This window comes from Stenotrophomonas riyadhensis, from assembly GCF_040256885.1.
GTDB lineage: Bacteria > Pseudomonadota > Gammaproteobacteria > Xanthomonadales > Xanthomonadaceae > Stenotrophomonas > Stenotrophomonas riyadhensis.
Genome location: NZ_CP155568.1, coordinates 1,015,954 through 1,033,692 on the forward strand (window position 1 = coordinate 1,015,954; position 17,739 = coordinate 1,033,692).

15 protein-coding genes are annotated in these 17,739 nt (G+C 67.3%); 10 read left to right on the top strand and 5 right to left on the bottom strand.

Going from position 1 to position 17,739, the window contains the following annotated elements:
• Positions 1–127 precede the first annotated feature (127 nt).
• Complete coding sequence (locus SriyCCGPB3_RS04755; protein ID WP_153856483.1) at positions 128–1,306, top strand: efflux RND transporter periplasmic adaptor subunit; 1,179 nt, start codon at positions 128–130, stop codon at positions 1,304–1,306.
• 4 nt (positions 1,307–1,310) lie between these two features.
• Positions 1,311–4,412 carry an efflux RND transporter permease subunit gene (locus tag SriyCCGPB3_RS04760; protein ID WP_350259921.1) on the top strand — a complete coding sequence of 1,034 codons (3,102 nt, stop codon included), beginning with the start codon at positions 1,311–1,313 and terminating at the stop codon, positions 4,410–4,412.
• Positions 4,413–4,682: 270 nt separating this feature from the next.
• Here the strand turns inward: SriyCCGPB3_RS04760 and SriyCCGPB3_RS04765 are convergent, their stop codons facing one another.
• Positions 4,683–5,087, bottom strand: a complete 405-nt coding sequence (locus SriyCCGPB3_RS04765; protein WP_153856481.1) for a GFA family protein — start codon at positions 5,085–5,087, stop codon at positions 4,683–4,685.
• Between the two features lie 171 nt (positions 5,088–5,258).
• Between SriyCCGPB3_RS04765 and SriyCCGPB3_RS04770 the strand changes: the two genes are divergently transcribed.
• Both SriyCCGPB3_RS04770 and SriyCCGPB3_RS04775 read left to right on the top strand, forming a co-directional pair.
• Entirely contained in the window at positions 5,259–6,233 is a 975-nt protein-coding gene (locus SriyCCGPB3_RS04770; RefSeq protein WP_097048700.1) for an Lnb N-terminal periplasmic domain-containing protein, read from the top strand.
• Positions 6,233–8,254: an esterase/lipase family protein gene (locus tag SriyCCGPB3_RS04775; protein WP_153856480.1), complete on the top strand. Its 2,022-nt coding sequence runs from the start codon at positions 6,233–6,235 to the stop codon at positions 8,252–8,254. Before SriyCCGPB3_RS04770 ends, SriyCCGPB3_RS04775 begins: the two co-directional genes overlap by 1 nt.
• 85 nt (positions 8,255–8,339) lie before the next feature.
• Here the strand turns inward: SriyCCGPB3_RS04775 and SriyCCGPB3_RS04780 are convergent, their stop codons facing one another.
• The gene (locus SriyCCGPB3_RS04780) at positions 8,340–9,761 is read right to left on the bottom strand and encodes an MFS transporter (RefSeq protein WP_153856479.1); all 1,422 of its coding nucleotides are present in this window, start codon (positions 9,759–9,761) and stop codon (positions 8,340–8,342) included.
• 29 nt (positions 9,762–9,790) lie between these two features.
• On the opposite strand from SriyCCGPB3_RS04780, the gene soxR reads away from it, so the two are divergent.
• On the top strand, positions 9,791–10,225 hold the full coding sequence (soxR, locus tag SriyCCGPB3_RS04785) for a redox-sensitive transcriptional activator SoxR (RefSeq protein ID WP_094002028.1): 435 nt from the start codon (positions 9,791–9,793) through the stop codon (positions 10,223–10,225).
• Positions 10,226–10,298: 73 nt separating this feature from the next.
• Here the strand turns inward: soxR and SriyCCGPB3_RS04790 are convergent, their stop codons facing one another.
• Complete coding sequence (locus tag SriyCCGPB3_RS04790) at positions 10,299–10,901, bottom strand: short chain dehydrogenase (protein WP_094002029.1); 603 nt, start codon at positions 10,899–10,901, stop codon at positions 10,299–10,301.
• Positions 10,902–11,001: 100 nt separating this feature from the next.
• On the opposite strand from SriyCCGPB3_RS04790, the gene SriyCCGPB3_RS04795 reads away from it, so the two are divergent.
• Positions 11,002–11,877: a LysR family transcriptional regulator gene (locus SriyCCGPB3_RS04795; RefSeq protein ID WP_153856478.1), complete on the top strand. Its 876-nt coding sequence runs from the start codon at positions 11,002–11,004 to the stop codon at positions 11,875–11,877.
• A 60-nt stretch (positions 11,878–11,937) separates the two neighbouring features.
• Here SriyCCGPB3_RS04795 and proC read toward each other — a convergent pair whose 3' ends face one another.
• A complete protein-coding gene (proC, locus tag SriyCCGPB3_RS04800) occupies positions 11,938–12,759 on the bottom strand; it encodes a pyrroline-5-carboxylate reductase (RefSeq protein WP_153856477.1) in 822 nt (273 codons plus the stop codon).
• Between the two features lie 18 nt (positions 12,760–12,777).
• The gene (locus SriyCCGPB3_RS04805; RefSeq protein ID WP_324187345.1) at positions 12,778–13,455 is read right to left on the bottom strand and encodes a YggS family pyridoxal phosphate-dependent enzyme; all 678 of its coding nucleotides are present in this window, start codon (positions 13,453–13,455) and stop codon (positions 12,778–12,780) included.
• A gap of 87 nt (positions 13,456–13,542) precedes the next feature.
• Between SriyCCGPB3_RS04805 and SriyCCGPB3_RS04810 the strand changes: the two genes are divergently transcribed.
• The 4 genes from SriyCCGPB3_RS04810 to SriyCCGPB3_RS04825 all read left to right on the top strand — a co-directional run bounded on the left by SriyCCGPB3_RS04810 (position 13,543) and on the right by SriyCCGPB3_RS04825 (position 17,681).
• Positions 13,543–14,580 carry a type IV pilus twitching motility protein PilT gene (locus tag SriyCCGPB3_RS04810; protein WP_006422551.1) on the top strand — a complete coding sequence of 346 codons (1,038 nt, stop codon included), beginning with the start codon at positions 13,543–13,545 and terminating at the stop codon, positions 14,578–14,580.
• 78 nt (positions 14,581–14,658) lie between these two features.
• Entirely contained in the window at positions 14,659–15,822 is a 1,164-nt protein-coding gene (locus SriyCCGPB3_RS04815) for a PilT/PilU family type 4a pilus ATPase (RefSeq protein WP_049400675.1), read from the top strand.
• 122 nt (positions 15,823–15,944) lie between these two features.
• The gene (locus SriyCCGPB3_RS04820) at positions 15,945–16,586 is read left to right on the top strand and encodes a hypothetical protein (RefSeq protein WP_153856476.1); all 642 of its coding nucleotides are present in this window, start codon (positions 15,945–15,947) and stop codon (positions 16,584–16,586) included.
• A 111-nt stretch (positions 16,587–16,697) separates the two neighbouring features.
• Positions 16,698–17,681: an aldo/keto reductase gene (locus SriyCCGPB3_RS04825; protein WP_153856475.1), complete on the top strand. Its 984-nt coding sequence runs from the start codon at positions 16,698–16,700 to the stop codon at positions 17,679–17,681.
• The last annotated feature ends 58 nt before the right edge of the window (positions 17,682–17,739 follow it).

Consider the following 17,739-nt stretch of genomic DNA (forward strand, 5'->3'; position numbering starts at 1 on the left):
GGCATCCTCGCAATCGTGGGCAGCGACTGCAAATGAAAAATGTTTCATGCGCCATTTAGCAGGATCGTGCCGCCACGTCTTCTATATTCGGCGCCGAACGCTCCCCCACGCGTGGAACCTGCAGCCGATGATCCTTCCGAATCCCTCCCGTCCGTACCGTGCCTGGCGGTTGCCGCGAACCGCGGCCCTGCCGCTGCTGGCGCTTGCCCTGGCCGGGCTGCTCAGCGCCTGCGGCAAGGACGCGCCCAAGCCCGGCGCGACGACGCCTGAGGTGACGGTACTGACCCTGCGCAGCCAGCCGCTGGCACTGCAGCAGGAACTGCCTGGGCGCAGCGTCGCCTCGCAGGAATCGGACGTGCGCCCGCAGGTGGATGGCGTGCTGGTGAAGCGGTTGTTCGAGCAGGGCCAGTGGGTGAAGGCCGGGCAGCCGTTGTTCCAGATCGAGCCCGCGCTGTACCAGGCCGCGCTGAACGAGGCGCAGGCCAACCTGAAGACGGCCGAGGCCGCTGCGGTGACCGCGCGCCTGCGGGCGCAGCGCATGCGGGCGCTGGGCAAGGACCAGCTGGCCGCGCGCCAGGATGTGGACGATGCGATCGCGAGCGACCAGCAGGCTGCCGCCGCGGCGCAGGCCGCACAGGCCGCACGTGACACGGCCAGCACGCGGCTGGGGTTTGCCACGGTGACCTCGCCGATTGCCGGGCGCATCGGCCGCGCGCTGTTCACGCCGGGGGCGCTGGTCACCTCGGGCCAGGCCGAACCGCTGGCACGGGTGCAGCAGATGGACCCGATGAACGTGGACATCACCCAGTCCAGCAATGAGTACCTGGCACTGCGCCGCGCCATCGCCGACGGTGGCGTGCAGGTCGATACAGCGCCAGTGCGGCTGCGGCTGTCCGATGGCACCGACTACCCGCTGCCCGGCACGCTTGAATTTGCCGACGTGGACGTGCAGCAGGAGACCGGCAGCATCACCCTGCGGGCGCGTTTCCCCAACCCGGATGGGCAGCTGCTGCCCGGCATGTACGTGCGCGCGCTGGTGGGGCAGGGCACCCGCCAGCAGGCGCTGCTGGTGCCACAGGCTGCGGTCGATCGCAGCCCCAAGGGCGAGGCACAGGCGTGGCTGGTGGACAAGGACGGCAAGGCGCGGCTGCGCCTGTTCCGCACCGCGCGTGCGGTGGGCGACCAGTGGCTGGTGCTCGATGGCCTGGTCGCCGGTGAACAGGTGGTGGTGGCGGGCGCGCAGGGCCTGGCCGATGGCATGACGGTACGGGTGAAGCCTGTGCCGGCACCGGCCGGGAAGGACTGAGCAGATGCTGCCGCGCTTCTTCATCCATCGCCCGGTATTCGCCTGGGTCCTGGCGATCTGCATCATGGCCTTCGGCACCATCGCGGTGACCCAGCTGCCGGTGGAGCAGTACCCGGACATCGCGCCGCCGCAGGTCAACATCACCGCGAACTACACCGGCGCCTCGGCGCAGACGGTGGAAGACAGCGTCACCCAGGTGATCGAACAGCAGATCAAGGGCATCGATCACCTGTTGTATTTCTCGTCGACCAGTTCGTCATCGGGGCAGGCGCGCATCACGGTCACCTTCGACCAGAGCGCCAACCCGGATATCGCCCAGGTGCAGGTGCAGAACAGCGTCAACCAGGCCATCAACCGGCTGCCGCAGGAAGTGCAGCAGCAGGGCGTGACGGTCGCCAAGTCGCAGGGCGATTCGCTGATGGTGGTCTCGCTGTACGACACCAGCCGGCGCATGGAACGCGTGGACGTCTCCGATTTCCTGGTCAGCAACGTACAGGACCCGATCAGCCGCATTCCCGGTGTCGGCGAGATCAACGTGTTCGGCTCGGCTTACGCAATGCGTGTGTGGCTGGACCCGCACAAGCTGCGCGCCTATGACCTGATGCCCTCGGACGTGCGCGCCGCGATCCAGGCGCAGAACACCCAGGTGACGGCGGGTGAGCTGGGCGCGATGCCGTCCGGCCCGACGCAGAGCCTCAACGCCACGGTGACCGCGCAGTCACGCCTGCAGACCCCCGAACAGTTCCGCGCGATCATCCTGCGCACCCTGCCCAATGGCGCGGCGGTGTTGCTGGGCGACGTCGCGCGGGTCGAGATCGGCGCGGAGAACTACCAGACCAGCAGCTATCTCAACGGCTATCCGGCGGCTGGCTTCTCGGTCACCCTGGCCTCCGGTGCCAACGCATTGGCCACCGCCGATGCGGTCCGCGCGGAGATCGAACGGCTGCGGCCGACCTTCCCGCCGGGGCTGCAGGTGGCCTATCCGCGTGACAGCACACCGTTCGTGCGGGTCTCGATCGAGGGGGTCATCCATACCCTCATCGAAGCCATCGTGCTGGTGGTGGTGGTGATGTTCCTGTTCCTGCAGAACCTGCGTGCCACCTTGATCCCGGCGATTACGGTACCGGTGGTGCTGCTGGGCACCTTCGGCGTACTGGCGGTTGCCGGATTCACCATCAATACGCTGACCTTGTTCGCGATGGTGCTGGCGATCGGCCTGCTGGTCGACGATGCGATCGTGGTGGTGGAAAACGTGGAGCGCATCATCCACGACGAGCATCTGCCGCCGCGCGAAGCGACCGAAAAGTCGATGGGCGAGATCACCGGCGCATTGATCGGCATTACCGTGGTGCTGGGCGCAGTGTTCCTGCCGATGGCGCTGTTCGGTGGTTCCACCGGCATCATCTACCGGCAGTTCTCGATCACGATTGCATCTGCCATGGCATTGTCGGCGTTGGTGGCGCTGACGCTGACCCCGGCGCTGTGCGCGACCCTGCTCAAGCCGTCTTCGGCGCAGAAGCCACAGGGTCGTTTCTTCCGGGCGTTCAACCGGGGCGTCGAGCGCAGCCAGCTGGCCTACCAGGGAAAGCTCGGTGGCGTCGTTACCCGGCCGCGGCGCTGGATGGCGTTCTACCTGCTGCTGGTGGTCGCCATGGTCGCGCTGTACGCACGCATGCCGACCGGTTTCCTGCCGGTGGAAGACCAGGGCCAGGTCACCTTCCAGTTCTCCACGCCGGAAGGCACGCCGATGGCACGTACCGAAGCGCTGGGCGAGCAGATCAGCCGCTACTTCATGGAGCACGAAAAGCAGAACCTGGACGTGGTGTTCGTGGTGGTCGGCCGCAACAATGCCGGCACCGGCCAGAACGCCGGGCAGGGCTTCCTCGCACTGAAACCCTGGGATGAGCGCACGGGCGACAACACCGCTGCGGCGATCATCACGCGAGCCAATGCCTACTTCCGCAGCTTGCCGGATGCCAAGGTCAATGTACTGGCACCGCCGGCGGTGCGTGGACTGGGCCAGTCCAGTGGCTTCGAACTGTGGCTGCAGGACACCAGCGCGGCCGGGCGCGTGGCCCTGCAGTCAGCGCAGGAACAGGTGGTGCGTGCGGCCGGCGAAGACGATGGGCTCACCTCGGTGCGCCTGAACGGTCTGGGCGACAAGGCCGAGCTGCGGCTGGACATCGACCATGCCCAGGCCAGCGCGCTGGGCCTGGCACAGACCGACATCAATTCCACGCTGTCGGCGGCCTGGGGCGGCAGTTACATCAACGATTTCCTCGATCGTGGCCGGGTCAAGCGGGTCTACATGCAGGGCGACCAGCCCTACCGCAGCGTGCCCGACGACATCGGCCAGTGGTATGTGCGCGGTGGCAACGGCCAGATGGCGTCGTTCGCCAGTTTCGCCAGCAGCCACTGGGCACGCGGGCCGCAGCTGCAGCAGCGTTTCAATGGCCTGCCGGCAATGCAGATCCAGGGCAGCGCAGCTGAAGGGCGCAGCTCGGGCGAAGCGATGCAGCGCATGCAGGCGCTGGTTGCCGATCAACCCGGGTTCGACCTGCAGTGGAGTGGCCTGTCCTACCAGGAACAACTGGCCAGCAACCAGACGTTGTGGCTGTACACCGCCTCCATTGCTTTCATCTTCCTGTGCCTGGCGGCGCTCTATGAGAGCTGGACGGTGCCGGTGGCGGTGGTGCTGGTGATCCCGCTGGGCGTGATTGGTACGGTGCTGGCGACCACCGCGGCCGGGTTCGTCAACGACATCTACTTCCAGGTCGGTCTGCTGACGACCATCGGCCTGTCGGCCAAGAACGCGATCCTGATCGTGGAGTTTGCCGAGGCCCGCTATCGTGCCGGCAGTTCAGCGGTGGAAGCGGCCCTGCAGGGCGCACGCCTGCGCCTGCGCCCGATCGTGATGACGTCGTTGGCCTTCGTGGCTGGTGTGATCCCGTTGGCGTTGGCGACCGGTGCAGGCGCGGTCAGCCGCCGTGAAATCGGCATGAGCGTGATCGGCGGCATGGTCTCCGGTACGGTGCTGGCGGTGGTGCTGGTGCCGTTGTTCTTCGTGCTGGTGCGCCGCCTGGGCCGGTCACGGCCGCAGGACTGAGGGGGGACGCGGCTGTCATCTGGCTGCCGCAGCACCCTCACCCGTTCTTTGCCCAGGTGTCGCTAGCGTAGGTCGTCCCCGTCCCCCACGGAGACCTGCCATGTGGCTGCTCGATCATCTCTGGCCCGGCCGCAGACCCGTACCTCCCCCGGTCGCGGTCGAGCCGCAGGCGTCGCCCCGCCGGCCCTGGCTGAAACGCCCGGTGCGGGCCGGTCGCAGCGGCATGGCCCCCTGGCAGAAGGTTGCCGCACCGCCACGACGCACGCGCCACTAACCGGTGCGGTCGGCGGGGTGGTTGACCCCGTCATTGACCGGGATCACGCCCAGCGCGAACGGGTCGATGCCTTCCAGGCAGGCCACGTTGTAACCGTACTGCTCCGGGTTGGAGCGGCGCCGGTGATGGGTGTAGATGCCGCATACGCCACAGAAGTAGTGCTCGGCCACATGGGTGTTGAACTGGTACAGCTGCAGGTGGTTCTGCCCGCGCACCACCTGCAGTCCCGCGCGGGTGACGCTGGCGGCAATGGCCCCCCGACGTCGGCACATCGAGCAGTCGCAGCGGCGGGGTTCGACAATACCGTCCGGCAGGTCCAGCAGCAGTTCGACCGTGCCGCAATGGCAGGTGGCGCGGTGCCGGGGTTGGACCGGAACGCCGGCCACGGAAGTGATGCCCATCGTTGCTCCTGTGAAGTGAACCTGGCCGCAGAGGCCGCCGCCGACGGTGCGCCGGCCTGCCTGAACGGTCCGTAGATGCCACGGTGAACCCGCTTGTGGCTAACTATGCGGCTTCAAGACCGCGACAGGATGCCAGTGAACGCCGCAGGACGATGGATGACAGGAAGTGCCATGGCGCTGCTGGCGCTGTGGGTGACCGGGCTGCTGACCTATCAGTTGCCGGGGCCGGGCTGGCTGGCCACCGGCGTCGCCGGGCTGTGGCTGCTGGTGGCGCTGTGGGCGTCGTGGCGGGTCGCGCGGGGCCGTGCCTCGCGCCGACTGGGCCTGGCCTTCGGGGCATCGCTGGCACTGGCCGGCCTGTGGTGGCTGCTGCTGACCCCACGCCAGGACCGGCTGTGGGCCGATGACGTGGCCCAGCGTTTGCACGTGGTGTCCTTCGATGGCCGCCACGTCGTGCTGGACAACGTGCGCGACTTCCGCTGGCGCACCGAAACCGACTACGACGCACACTGGGTGCGCCGCGAGTACGACCTGGACCAGCTGCGCTCGGCCGACCTGGTGCTGTCGTACTGGATGGGCCCGGCGATCGCCCACACCCTGATCTCGTTTGGTTTCGAGGACGGTCGCCACGTGGTGTTCTCGCTGGAGATCCGCAAGGAGCGCGGTGAGTCGTTCTCGGCGCTGGGCGGCTTCTTCCGCAAGTTCGAGATGACCTTGGTGGCTTCGGAGGAGACCGACATCATCCGCACCCGCACCAACGCGCGCGGCGAAGATGTCTACCTGTACCGCCTGCACGGCATGGATCGCGCGCAGCTGAAGGAACTGTTCGCTGCGTACATCGAACAGGCGCGTGAACTGGATGCCAAGCCGGGCTTCTACAACACGCTGACCAGCAACTGCACGACCATCGTCTTCGACCTGGCCCGCCACATCGCACCGCGCCTGCCGCTGGACTATCGGCTGCTGCTGTCCGGCTATCTGGCCGAGTACGCGCAGGAGGTCGGTGCGCTGACGCCGGGCGTGCCGTACGCCGAGCTGCACGACAAGGGCCGCATCACCCAGCGCGCACTGGACCTGGGTGATGGCGAGCATTTCTCCACCGTGATCCGCCAGGGCGTGCCCGGCACCGAGCAGGACCCGCAGTAATGACCCAACTCTTTCTGACCCGCTGGCAGCGCCTGCTGCCGGTGTTGTTCGCCGCCTTCCTGCTGCTGGGCAGCAGCGGCTGCGCGATGGTCACCGTCAAGCAGGTCAAATCCAGTGATTCGCTGGTCAACAAGCGTGCCGATGTGCTCAACACCGGCAAGCTCAGCCCGGCCGCGCGTGAAACGCTCAGCGCAGCGGGCCTGGACGAATCGCAGTGCGAGAAGGACTTCCTGGTCTGCCGCAGCACGCTGCTGATGACCGACGACCTCAATGTCGAGCAGCGGCTGTCGGCGCTGTCCGAGCTGTGGGTGAAGGCGGCATTGGCGATGACGCCGAAGAAGACCGCCGCAGGCGATCCGCCGATGAGCGATGCGGCATTGGATGCCTGGCTGGAAGCCGCGCGCTATGCCTATGCCTACCTGTTCTACAGCGGCCGCTCACCGTCCGACCGGGCCTTCGAGGACCGGCAGACGCAGGTGCGCGACTACTACAACTATGCGGCCGAGAAGGCGGCAGTGGTGCTGTTCGTGCGCGCACGCGCCGCTGCGCTGGCCGGCGAGGACTATACGAAGCCGCTCACGGTCGGTAGCTGGTCGCTGGCCTCCAACTACCAGCAGCTGGGCCTGAAGAGCATTCCGGCGCAGCTGGTGCCGGCGGGAACGGTCAGCTTCGTCGGCCTGCGCAGCACCTATCGCCGCGATGGCTTCGGTGCCGAGCTGGTGATGGTGATGGACCCGCCCAAACTGGTCGCGCCAGTGATCGCGCCGGACGGCCCAAAGGCTGAAACCGCGCAGGACGACGAGGACGACGAGCGTCGTGGCCGCCGCCACCGCCATGACGATTCGGTGCCCGAGTTCAGTGAGATGTCCTCGATCAACGTCACCGCACTGCTGCGGTTCGAGGGCAGCAGCCTGGACGACGTGATGCGCACACGCCGGGTCGAGCTGGATGCCTATTCGCCGGAAGCGACCGAGCGCATCACCTTGCACGGCGAGCAGGTGCCGCTGGCCGGCAATTTCACCGCCGCCTACGGCCTGTGGCTGGCGCAGAGTGGCTTCGCCCGGCAGTCGCTGCGCACCCTGTTCGGGATGAGCGAGGGCATCGGCGAGCCGCACATCTACCTGATGCAGCCGTGGGACCCGAACCGCCGCATCATCTTCATGCTGCACGGCCTGGCCAGCAGCCCGGAAGCCTGGGTGAACCTGGCCAACGAGATCATGGGTGACCCCGAGCTGCGCCAGCAGTTCCAGGTGTGGCAGGTCTATTACCCGACCAATGCGCCGATCGCGCTGAACCGCTACGAGATCGCCAATGCGTTCAACGACACGCTGAAGCATTTCGACCCCAACGGCAGCACGCGTGCGTCGAAGGACATGGTCTACATCGGCCACAGCATGGGTGGCGTGCTGGCGCGCCTGCTGGTGAGCGATTCCGGCGATGTACTGTGGAACGACCTGCTGGCCAACTACGATCTGAAGGGCGAGCGCCTGAAACGGGTGCAGACCAAACTGGGTCCGTTGCTGCACTTCAAGGCACAGCCGAACGTGGAGCGTGCGATCTTCATCGCTGCCCCACACCAGGGCACCGACATCGCAGGCAACAAGGTCGGTCGCCTGATCGGTCGCCTGGTGCGCCTGCCGCTGACCATCCTCGGCAAGTTCGAGGACGTGTTCATGGCACTCGCACAGGCCGAGCAGCAGGAGGACGGCACCGCCAAGCCGAAGATTCCCAACAGCATCGACAACCTCAAGGCCAGCGATCCGTTCGTGAAGGCCGCTGCGCAGCTGCCGATCGAAGCGGGCCTGAAGTACCACTCGATCATCGCCCAGCGCAAACCGGAACTGCCGGTGGAAAAGTCCGATGACGGGCTGGTGCCGTACTGGAGTGCGCACCTGCCGGGTGCGTTGTCGGAGAAGGTGATCATTTCCGGTCACAGCGTGCAGGAGACCCCGCAGGCCGTGCTGGAAGTGCGGCGCATCCTGCACCGGGATATCGATGACATGGGGACGGGTACCCGGTAGTGCCGGCCGCTGGCCGGCATTATCTGGACATTCCAGCGTTCGTGAGGTTGCCAGCCAGCGGCCGGCACTACCGCAATGCGGCTGCCTACACCCGCCGCGCGATCACTGTGGACAGCAGCGCCAGGCCGAAGGTGATCGCCAGGCACAGCAGGTAGCCGGTGTGTGGCGCGGCTTCCACGAACAGCGCGAACAGTGCACCGGAAACCGCCAGCGCGGTGGTCACCGACAGCGCCTCGCTCAACTGCAGCGCCGAGGTGTTGGCGCCCTGCTCATGCGGCGCGGACAACGACAGCGTCAGCACCGACAGGCTGGCGTAGATCATGCCCATGCCGAAGCCGGTCACCGCCCAGCCGACCAGCGCCACGGGCAGCGGCACCGCATTGAACAACACGGCCAGTGTGGCGGCGATGCCGACCGTCATCAGCGGTGTACCCACGCGGAGCAGCTGCTGGCGTGACCAGCCGCGCTGCTGATGGCCCTGCAGCCAGGAGCCGGCGAACCAGCCCAGTGCACCAAGACTGAGCACGGCACCGGCCCAGCTGGGCGAGAGCCCGCGTTCGCGCTGCAACAGCAGTGGCAGGTAGGCCTCACAGGCGAAGAAGGCCGCAGCGGCGATGCCGCGCAGCGCGATCACGCTGGGCAATCCGCGGCGCAGCAGCAGCGTGCCGGCTGGCAACAGGCGGTGCACGCAGAACAGCAGCGCAAGCATGGCCACGCCGATGCAGAGCAGCGCAGGCAGGCCCTGCTGCTGGCCGCCGAAGTAGAGCAGCAGCGCCGCCAGCGAAGCACCGCCGGCCCAGCGCACCACGCTGCCGCGTCCATCGTCGCTGCTGGCAGCATGAGTGGGCTGCATGCGTGCCAGCGCCGGGCGCAGCAGCAGCGCGGCCGGGACCGCCAGCAGCGGTACCGCCAGGAACACCCAGCGCCAGCCGAGATGCTGCACGATCAACCCGCTCAGCGCGGGGCCGATCATCGACGGCACCACCCAGCCGGCCGAGAACGCGGCGAATACCTTCGGGCGCAGGTGTTCGGGATAGCTGCGCCCGACCATCACGTACAGTGAAACCGAGATCGCGCCCGCACCCAGGCCCTGCAGCAGGCGCCCGGCCACCAGCATGCCCATCCGCATCGCAAAGCCGGCCAGCAGCAGGCCCAGCACGAAGCAGGCCAGGCCGTACCACAGTGGCCTGGCGGGGCCATGGCGGTCGGCCCAGCGTCCGGCCAGGGTCATGCCGATCACACTGGTGGCCAGGGTACCGCCGAAGGCCAGCGCATACAGGCGCAGACCATCCAGCGCCTCGGCCACGGTGGGCATGGCGGCGGCCACCGCCAGGGCCTCGAAGGCATGCAGCGCCACCAGCGCCACCATGCCGATGGTGGTGGCGCGGTAGCGCGAGGACAGGATCGACGTATCGGACGGCGCGATGGCGTCGGCGGTCGAGAGGGTCGGGGTCATACGGGTCAGATGCGGGCCGCGCTTGTCAACTGGCGGCGAAGATAGCAGCATGACACCTCAACAGCAGTTGAGGTCAAGCAATGGTGTCCCAGGAACTGAGCGTGGGCGAAGTCGCCCAGCGCAGTGGCGTGGCGGTTTCCGCGCTGCATTTCTACGAGCGCAAGGGGCTGATCAGCAGCCTGCGCACCTCGGGCAACCAGCGCCGCTACAGCCGCGACGTGCTGCGCCGGCTGGCGGTGATCCGCGTCGCGCAGCGCGTGGGCATGCCGCTGGAAGCGGTCGGCCGTGCCTTCGAAAGCCTGCCCGAGGGGCGCGCACCGACCAAGGCCGACTGGGCCAAGCTGTCCGCGCGTTGGCGCACCGAGCTGGAGGAACGCATCCACATGCTGCAACTGCTGCGCGACGAACTGACCGGCTGCATCGGCTGCGGCTGCCTGTCGCTGCAGCGCTGCCGCCTGGCCAACCCGGGGGATGTGCTCGGCGAGCGCGGCGACGGCCCGATGCGCTGGGAGTGACCCGCGAAAAGGGGACGGAGGGGATTAAGTCGTTTGTGCATTAACGACTTAATCCCCTCCGTCCCCTTTTTTCTTACCAGACCGTGATCGTCTCGCCGCTCTGGATACCTTCCACCGCGCGCTGGAAAGCCAGCGCCGCACGCTGCGCGCTCACCGCTTCAAAGCCAGGGAAGTAGGGGCCGTAGGCCGCCATTGATTCGATCAGCACGTTCGGGCTGACTACGTTGATGCGCAGGCCGCGCGGCAGCAGCTCGAGTGCGGCGGCGCGCACGAAGCCCTCCAGTGCGGCATTCACCGAGGTGGCGTTGACGCCATCGCGGATCGGCTGTGCGCTGACGATGCCGCTGGTCAGGGTGATCGAACCGCCGGCGTTGAGGTGGTGCTGCGCGGCCAGTGCCAGTCGCACCTGGCCCAGCAGCTTGTCCTGCAGGCCGAGGTTGAACTGCTCGGGCGTCATCTCCTGCAGCGGGCCGAAGTGCAGCTTGCCAGCGGTTGAGATCACCGCATCGACCGGGCCGGTACGCGCGAACAGTTCGGCAACGCTGGCGTCGTCGGTCAGGTCGACGCGCAGCTCACCGCTGTTGCGGCCGGCGGCGAGGATCTGATGCTGCTGGCCGAGCTGGTGGGCGACTGCCTGGCCGAGGGTGCCGCTGGCACCGACGAGGAGGATCTTCATGGCCGTTCCTTGCGAGAGGGGGAATGGGCGCAGTCTGCGCCCTCACAGCGGGGTTAGGTAAGCGGCGTATGCTTCGCAGATTCCTAACTCTGGATTAGCAATGGATACCCTTCGCTGCATGCAGGCCTTCGTGGCGGTGGCCGAGCGTGGCAGCTTCGCCGGCGCCGCCGAACAGCTGCAGGTCTCAGCGGTGATGGTCGGCAAGTACATCCAGCAGCTGGAGGCGCACCTGGGCACTGCGTTGCTGCAACGGAACACCCGCCGCCAGCGCCTGACTGAAGCCGGCAGCGCCTACCTGGCCGGGTGCCGGCAGGTGCTGGAGCAGGTGCAGCAGGCCGAGGCCGACGTGGCCGGCTTGCAGGTTCAACCTCGCGGACTGCTGCGGGTCAGCGCGCCAACCACCTGGGGCAGTTGCGTGCTGGCGCCACAACTGGCCGGCCTGCTGCGCGCGCAGCCGCAGTTGAACATCGAGCTGGACCTGAGCAACCGTCGCGTGGACCTGATCGAGGACGGCTTCGACGTGGCGATCCGGGTCGGGCCGCTGCCATCGCAGGAGGTGGTGGCGCGGCCGCTGCCCCCCTATGCGATGAGCCTGTGTGCGGCGCCGTCGTACCTGCGCCGGCGCGGCACGCCGCGCACGCCTGCGGATCTGCAGGGGCATGATTGCCTCAGCCACCTGGCCTGGCGCGGCGGCCATGGTTGGCAGCTGGCCAACGGCGAACAGGTGGATTGGGAGGCGCGGTTGACCTGCAACGATGGAGTCGCGTTGCGCGAGGCCGCCGTGGCCGGGGCGGGACTGGTGCTGCAGCCGACCGCGCTGCTGGCCGGCGAGATCGCGGCCGGGCGGTTGAAGCCGCTGCTGCGCGACTACCTGCCCGAGCCGCGGCCGATGCATCTGATCTACCTGCCGGATCGACGGCCGCGCCCGCGGTTGCAGTGCTTCGTCGATTTCGTCATGGCCACATTGGGGCGGTGATCGTCGGGCGAGCCGGGGTCAGATCCCTTTGCCTCGGCAAAGAGATCTGACCCCAGGAGATCAATCATTCGCCGCAGACAACTCCTGCCCGCGCACCTGCGCGGCGCGCAACGCGGTGTCCACCAGCGCCTCGAAACCACCGGCCTGGAAGCTCTCGATCGCGGCCTGGGTGGTACCGTTCGGCGAGGTCACGCGACGGCGCAGCTCGGCCGGGCTTTCACCGGCCTCATCAAGCATGCGCGAGGCTCCCAGCAGGGTCTGCACCACCAGCGCACGCGCAGCGTCGGCCGGCAGGCCCTGGGCGATCCCCGCCGCTTCCATCGCTTCTGCCAGCAGGAATACGTAGGCGGGGCCGCTGCCGGACACCGCAGTGACCGAATCCATCAGCGATTCGCTGTCGATCCACACCGTGCGCCCGGCACTGGCCAGCACCTGTTCGGCGCGCGCGTGCTGCTGTGCATCCACCGATGGCGTGGCATACAGGCCGGTCACGCCGGCGCCAAGCAGGGCGGGGGTGTTGGGCATCGCGCGCACCACCGCCAGGCTGCCACCCAGCCAGCGTTCCAGCTGCGCGCTGGTGATGCCGGCGGCGATCGACACCACCAGTGGCCGGTTCGCCTGCGCCAGCGCCTGCAGCGACTGGCACACATCGCGCAGCACCTGCGGCTTCACCGCCAGCAGCCAGGTGCGGCCCTGTGCGGCCGCATCGGTTGCGTTGTCGTGCACCTGCACGCCGAAGTCCGCCGCCAGTGACTCGCGCAGTGCTGCGACCGGTTCGGCCACGTGGATGTGTGCGGCAGGCACGCCCTGGCGGATCAGGCCGGCGATCAGGCTGCGGGCCATGTTGCCGCCGCCGATGAAGGTGATGGAATCAGCTGCCATGGAAGTCTCCTTGGAAAGTCAGGCCGGGCGCGGGCGGGCGCCGAACAGGGCGGTGCCGATGCGCACCAGGGTGGCACCCTCGCCGATGGCTTCGGCGTAGTCGCTGCTCATGCCCATCGACAGCGTGTCGATCTGCGCGTGCTGGGCAGCCAGCGACTGGAAAAGTGTGCGCATGCGCACGAATGCATCCCGACGGCGCTCCGCTTCCGGCCACGGTGCGGGAATCGCCATCAGGCCACGCAGGCGCAGGCCGGGTTCGGCGGCAATCGCGGTGGCCAGTGCATCCACGTCTTCCGGTGCACAGCCATGCTTGCTGGATTCGTCGTCGATGTTGACCTGGATCAGTACGTTCAGCGGGCCGCGCGTGGCCGGGCGATGGCGTGCCAGCGCGGTCACCAGCTTGGGACGGTCCACGCTCTGCACCCAGTCGAAATGGCTGGCCACGGCCTCGGCCTTGTTCGACTGCAGGTGGCCGATCAGGTGCCATTCCAGCGCCAGGTGCTGCAGCGCCTGCATCTTGGCGAGTGCTTCCTGCACGTAGTTCTCGCCGAAGGCGTGCTGGCCCTGCGCTGCCAGCGCCGCCACGGCCTCGGCCGGCTGGGTCTTGGACACCGCCAGCAGGCGTGGGTCGGGCCTGCCAGCGGCCTCGGCGGCGGCGTGCAGGTTGCTCAGGATCTGGGGCAGGGGAGTGGCCACGTAACGCGTTCCGTTGAATCAGGAGGCTATACTGCCGCCCGGGGAAAGATCCTTCCAGTCGAAGCCGTTATTGGGGAGTAGCCGCTCATGGATATCGCCGAGCTGTTGGCGTTTTCCGTAAAGAACAAAGCGTCCGACCTGCATCTGTCCGCAGGCCTGCCGCCGATGATCCGCGTGGACGGCGACGTGCGCCGGATCAACATCCCAGCCCTGGACCACAAGCAGGTCCACGCGCTGGTGTACGACATCATGTCCGACAAGCAGCGCCGCGATTACGAGGAATTCCTCGAAGTGGACTTCTCCTTCGAGATCCCGTCGCTGGCGCGCTTCCGTGTCAACGCGTTCAACCAGAACCGCGGCGCCGGTGCGGTGTTCCGTACCATTCCGTCCGAGGTGCTCACCCTCGAGGACCTGGCCTGCCCGCCGTTGTTCCGCGAAGTGATCCAGCAGCCGCAGGGCCTGATCCTGGTGACCGGTCCGACCGGTTCGGGCAAGTCGACCACGCTGGCGGCGATGATCGACTACATCAACAAGAACGAATACGGCCACATCCTCACCGTCGAGGATCCGATCGAATTCGTGCACACCTCGCAGAAGTGCCTGATCAACCAGCGCGAAGTGCACCGCGACACGCATGGCTTCAACGAAGCGCTGCGCTCGGCGCTGCGTGAGGATCCGGACATCATCCTGGTCGGCGAGTTGCGCGACCTGGAAACCATCCGCCTGGCGCTGACCGCCGCGGAGACCGGCCACCTGGTGTTCGGCACCCTGCACACCAGCTCGGCGGCCAAGACCATCGACCGTATCATCGACGTGTTCCCGGCCGGCGAAAAGCCGATGGTGCGTTCGATGCTGTCCGAATCGCTGCGTGCGGTGATCTCGCAGGCGCTGCTGAAGAAGGTCGGTGGTGGTCGTACCGCTGCGTGGGAAATCATGGTCGGCACCCCGGCCATCCGCAACCTGATCCGCGAGGACAAGGTGGCGCAGATGTACTCGGCCATCCAGACCGGCCAGCAGTACGGCATGATGACCCTGGACCAGCACCTGCAGGACCTGGTCAAGCGCAGCCTGATCACCCGCAACCAGGCCCGCGACTACGCCAAGGACAAGCGCCTGTTCGAGTAAGGCGGGCAGCCACGGGGCGGCGTGCGCCAGTGCGCCGCCGTTCCCGCGCCGTTTCCGCCTCCGACCGTTTCCTGGTACATGCCCCATTGGGAGCCCGCCGTGAACACCACCGCGACCACCATCGATTTCACTTCGTTCCTCAAGCTGATGGCGCACCAGCGCGCCTCCGACCTGTTCATCACCGCAGGCATGCCGCCGGCGATGAAAGTCAACGGCAAGATCTCGCCGATCACGCAGACCCCGCTCACGCCGCAGCAGAGCCGCGACCTGGTCCTCAACGTGATGACCCCGGCGCAGCGCGAGGAATTCGAGAAGACCCACGAATGCAACTTCGCCATCGGCCTGTCCGGTGTCGGCCGCTTCCGCGTGAGCTGCTTCTACCAGCGCAACCAGGTCGGCATGGTGCTGCGTCGCATCGAGACGCGCATTCCGACCGTGGAAGAGCTGAGCCTGCCGCCGATCATCAAGACGCTGGCGATGACCAAGCGCGGCATCATCCTGTTCGTCGGCGCCACCGGTACCGGTAAGTCGACCTCGCTGGCAGCGATGATCGGCTACCGCAACCAGAACTCGACCGGCCACATCATCACCATCGAAGACCCGATCGAGTTCGTGCACAAGCACGAGGGCTGCATCATCACCCAGCGCGAAGTCGGCATCGATACCGACAGTTGGGAAGCGGCCCTGAAGAACACCCTGCGCCAGGCGCCGGACGTGATCATGATCGGCGAGGTGCGTACCCGCGAAGGCATGGACCACGCCATCGCGTTCGCCGAAACCGGCCACCTGGTGCTGTGCACCCTGCATGCCAACAACGCCAACCAGGCGATGGACCGCATCGTCAACTTCTTCCCGGAAGACCGCCGCAACCAGCTGCTGATGGACCTGTCGCTGAACCTCAAGGGCGTGGTCGCGCAGCAGCTGGTGCCGTCGCCCGATGGCCGCTCGCGCAAGGTGGCGATGGAGATCCTGCTGGGCACGCCGCTGGTGCAGGACTACATCCGCGACGGCGAGATCCACAAGCTGAAGGAAGTGATGAAGGACTCGGTCCAGCTGGGCATGAAGACCTTCGACCAGAGCCTGTTCGAGCTGTACCAGGCGGGCGAGATCAGCTACGAGGACGCGCTGCGCTACGCCGATTCGCAGAACGAAGTGCGCCTGCGCATCAAGCTCAGCCAGGGCGGCGACGCGCGCACCCTGTCGCAGGGGCTGGACGGGGTGGAGATCTCCGAGATCCGATGACCGGACGGGCGCCTGCGGGTGCCCTCTGCTCCGGGATGACTGCAGCGCCGGATGCACGCCGGCGTGAACCTGCCAGGGAGGCCTGCATGCGTGCGACTGTGAGCGTGATACTGGCCATCGCCGTGCTGCTGCAGGCCGGCTGTGCCCGTACCCCCGAACCGGCTGCCCCGGCCGAGGGCTGCGACGATCCGCAGGCGCATGCGTGGTATCTGCTGCCGCCGCCTGCACAGAGGCGTAGCAGGGGCCCGCTTCCGTTCCTCGATTTCACCGGGTTTGCGAGGGCATCCTACAGAGACGCGCTGCGGGATCTCGATGGCTTGCCGGAGCCGTCGTTCCGCTGTGGCAGCGTACCGATCCAGGCGTATCGCTTCGTCTGGCATACCCCATTCTTCCCGGGCGTGGTAGTACGCGCGCAGCGCAACGCAGCGGGCCAGGCGTGGATCGTCGGGCGCAGTGCACGCGATTTCGAGATTCCCGGATCGTTGCCCGGGCGTCCATCCACCGTCATCAAGGGCGGCACGTGCGCTCCACCGCGCGCGCTGAGTGCGCAGGAATGGAAGGCCGTCGCGGCCGCGTTTTCGCTGTTGCAGGGCGAAGACTCGAGCGCTGGGCTTGATGGCTCATCGTGGATTTTCGAGTCCGTGGTGGACGGCGAACAGCGTTGGTTCGCGCGATGGGTGCCACGGGATCCGGCGTTCCGCAACACTGGCAGGATGATGGTGGAACTGGCGGGTTGCACTGACACCCTGCGGGCCATGGAATGACGGGCGGCTGCGCGTATTGATGAATACCAGTCATGACCAACTGCAACGCCGCCCATTCAATCGGCTGCCCTTGCAGGCGTATCGTCAGCGCTCCCTCTCTGGAGCACGACGATGCAGACACGTGAACTGGGCCGCAGTGGCCTGAAGGTTTCCGCCCTGGGCCTGGGCTGCATGGGCCTGAGCCATGGCTACGGCCAACCAGTGCAGCAGGACCAGGGCATTGCCCTGCTGCACGCGGCGGTCGAACGCGGCGTGACCTTCTTCGATACCGCCGAGGTGTACGGGCCGTACACCAACGAAGACCTGCTCGGCCAGGCGCTGGTCCCGTATCGCGACAGACTGGTGATCGCCACCAAGTTCGGCTTCAAGGATGCGCGCGTCGATACCGGCCTGGACAGCCGCCCGGAGAACATCCGTGCGGTGGCCGAAGCCAGCCTCAAGCGCCTGCGCACCGACCATATCGACCTGTTCTACCAGCACCGCGTCGACCCGAACGTGCCGATCGAGGACGTGGCCGGCACCGTGCGCGATCTGATCGCCGAAGGCAAGGTCGGCCACTTCGGCCTGTCCGAGGCCAGCGCCGCCACCGTGCGCCGTGCGCACGCGGTGCAGCCGGTTGCTGCCGTGCAGAGCGAGTACTCGCTGTGGTGGCGCGAGCCCGAGCGCGAGCTGCTGCCGACTCTGCAGGAACTGGGCATCGGCTTCGTGCCGTTCAGTCCGCTCGGCCGCGGCTTCCTGACCGGCGCGATCAACGCCGACACCACCTTCGACGCCAACGATTTCCGCAACAGCGTACCGCGCTTCGAAGTGGAAGCCCGCCGCGCCAACCAGGCGCTGGTTGATCGCATCGCCACGATTGCTGCAGCACGCGGCGCGACGCCGGCGCAGGTGGCGCTGGCCTGGCTGCTGGCGCAGGCGCCGTGGATCGTGCCGATTCCGGGCACCACCAAGGTCCACCGCCTGGAAGAGAACCTGGGCGCGGCTGACCTGCAGCTCGCACCGGAAGAGCTGCAGCGCATCGCGCAGACGTTGGAAGAAATCTCCATCGTCGGCGAGCGCTACAACGCGCAGCGCGCCGCGCAGGCCAAGGGCTGACCGCCGGGCCACCCTGCCTCTGGCGGGTGCAGACCGGGGTGGGTGCGGACCGTTGGTC

Excerpts from the sequence above, each read along its gene's own strand:
- SriyCCGPB3_RS04755 (WP_153856483.1), top strand. The coding sequence starts at position 128 with ATGATCCTTCCGAATCCCTCCCGTCCGTACCGTGCCTGGCGGTTGCCG.
- SriyCCGPB3_RS04760 (WP_350259921.1), top strand. The coding sequence starts at position 1,311 with ATGCTGCCGCGCTTCTTCATCCATCGCCCGGTATTCGCCTGGGTCCTG.
- SriyCCGPB3_RS04765 (WP_153856481.1), bottom strand. The coding sequence starts at position 5,087 with ATGGGCATCACTTCCGTGGCCGGCGTTCCGGTCCAACCCCGGCACCGC.
- SriyCCGPB3_RS04770 (WP_097048700.1), top strand. The coding sequence starts at position 5,259 with ATGGCGCTGCTGGCGCTGTGGGTGACCGGGCTGCTGACCTATCAGTTG.
- SriyCCGPB3_RS04775 (WP_153856480.1), top strand. The coding sequence starts at position 6,233 with ATGACCCAACTCTTTCTGACCCGCTGGCAGCGCCTGCTGCCGGTGTTG.
- SriyCCGPB3_RS04780 (WP_153856479.1), bottom strand. The coding sequence starts at position 9,761 with ATGCTGCTATCTTCGCCGCCAGTTGACAAGCGCGGCCCGCATCTGACC.
- soxR (WP_094002028.1), top strand. The coding sequence starts at position 9,791 with ATGGTGTCCCAGGAACTGAGCGTGGGCGAAGTCGCCCAGCGCAGTGGC.
- SriyCCGPB3_RS04790 (WP_094002029.1), bottom strand. The coding sequence starts at position 10,901 with ATGAAGATCCTCCTCGTCGGTGCCAGCGGCACCCTCGGCCAGGCAGTC.
- SriyCCGPB3_RS04795 (WP_153856478.1), top strand. The coding sequence starts at position 11,002 with ATGGATACCCTTCGCTGCATGCAGGCCTTCGTGGCGGTGGCCGAGCGT.
- proC (WP_153856477.1), bottom strand. The coding sequence starts at position 12,759 with ATGGCAGCTGATTCCATCACCTTCATCGGCGGCGGCAACATGGCCCGC.
- SriyCCGPB3_RS04810 (WP_006422551.1), top strand. The coding sequence starts at position 13,543 with ATGGATATCGCCGAGCTGTTGGCGTTTTCCGTAAAGAACAAAGCGTCC.
- SriyCCGPB3_RS04815 (WP_049400675.1), top strand. The coding sequence starts at position 14,659 with ATGCCCCATTGGGAGCCCGCCGTGAACACCACCGCGACCACCATCGAT.
- SriyCCGPB3_RS04825 (WP_153856475.1), top strand. The coding sequence starts at position 16,698 with ATGCAGACACGTGAACTGGGCCGCAGTGGCCTGAAGGTTTCCGCCCTG.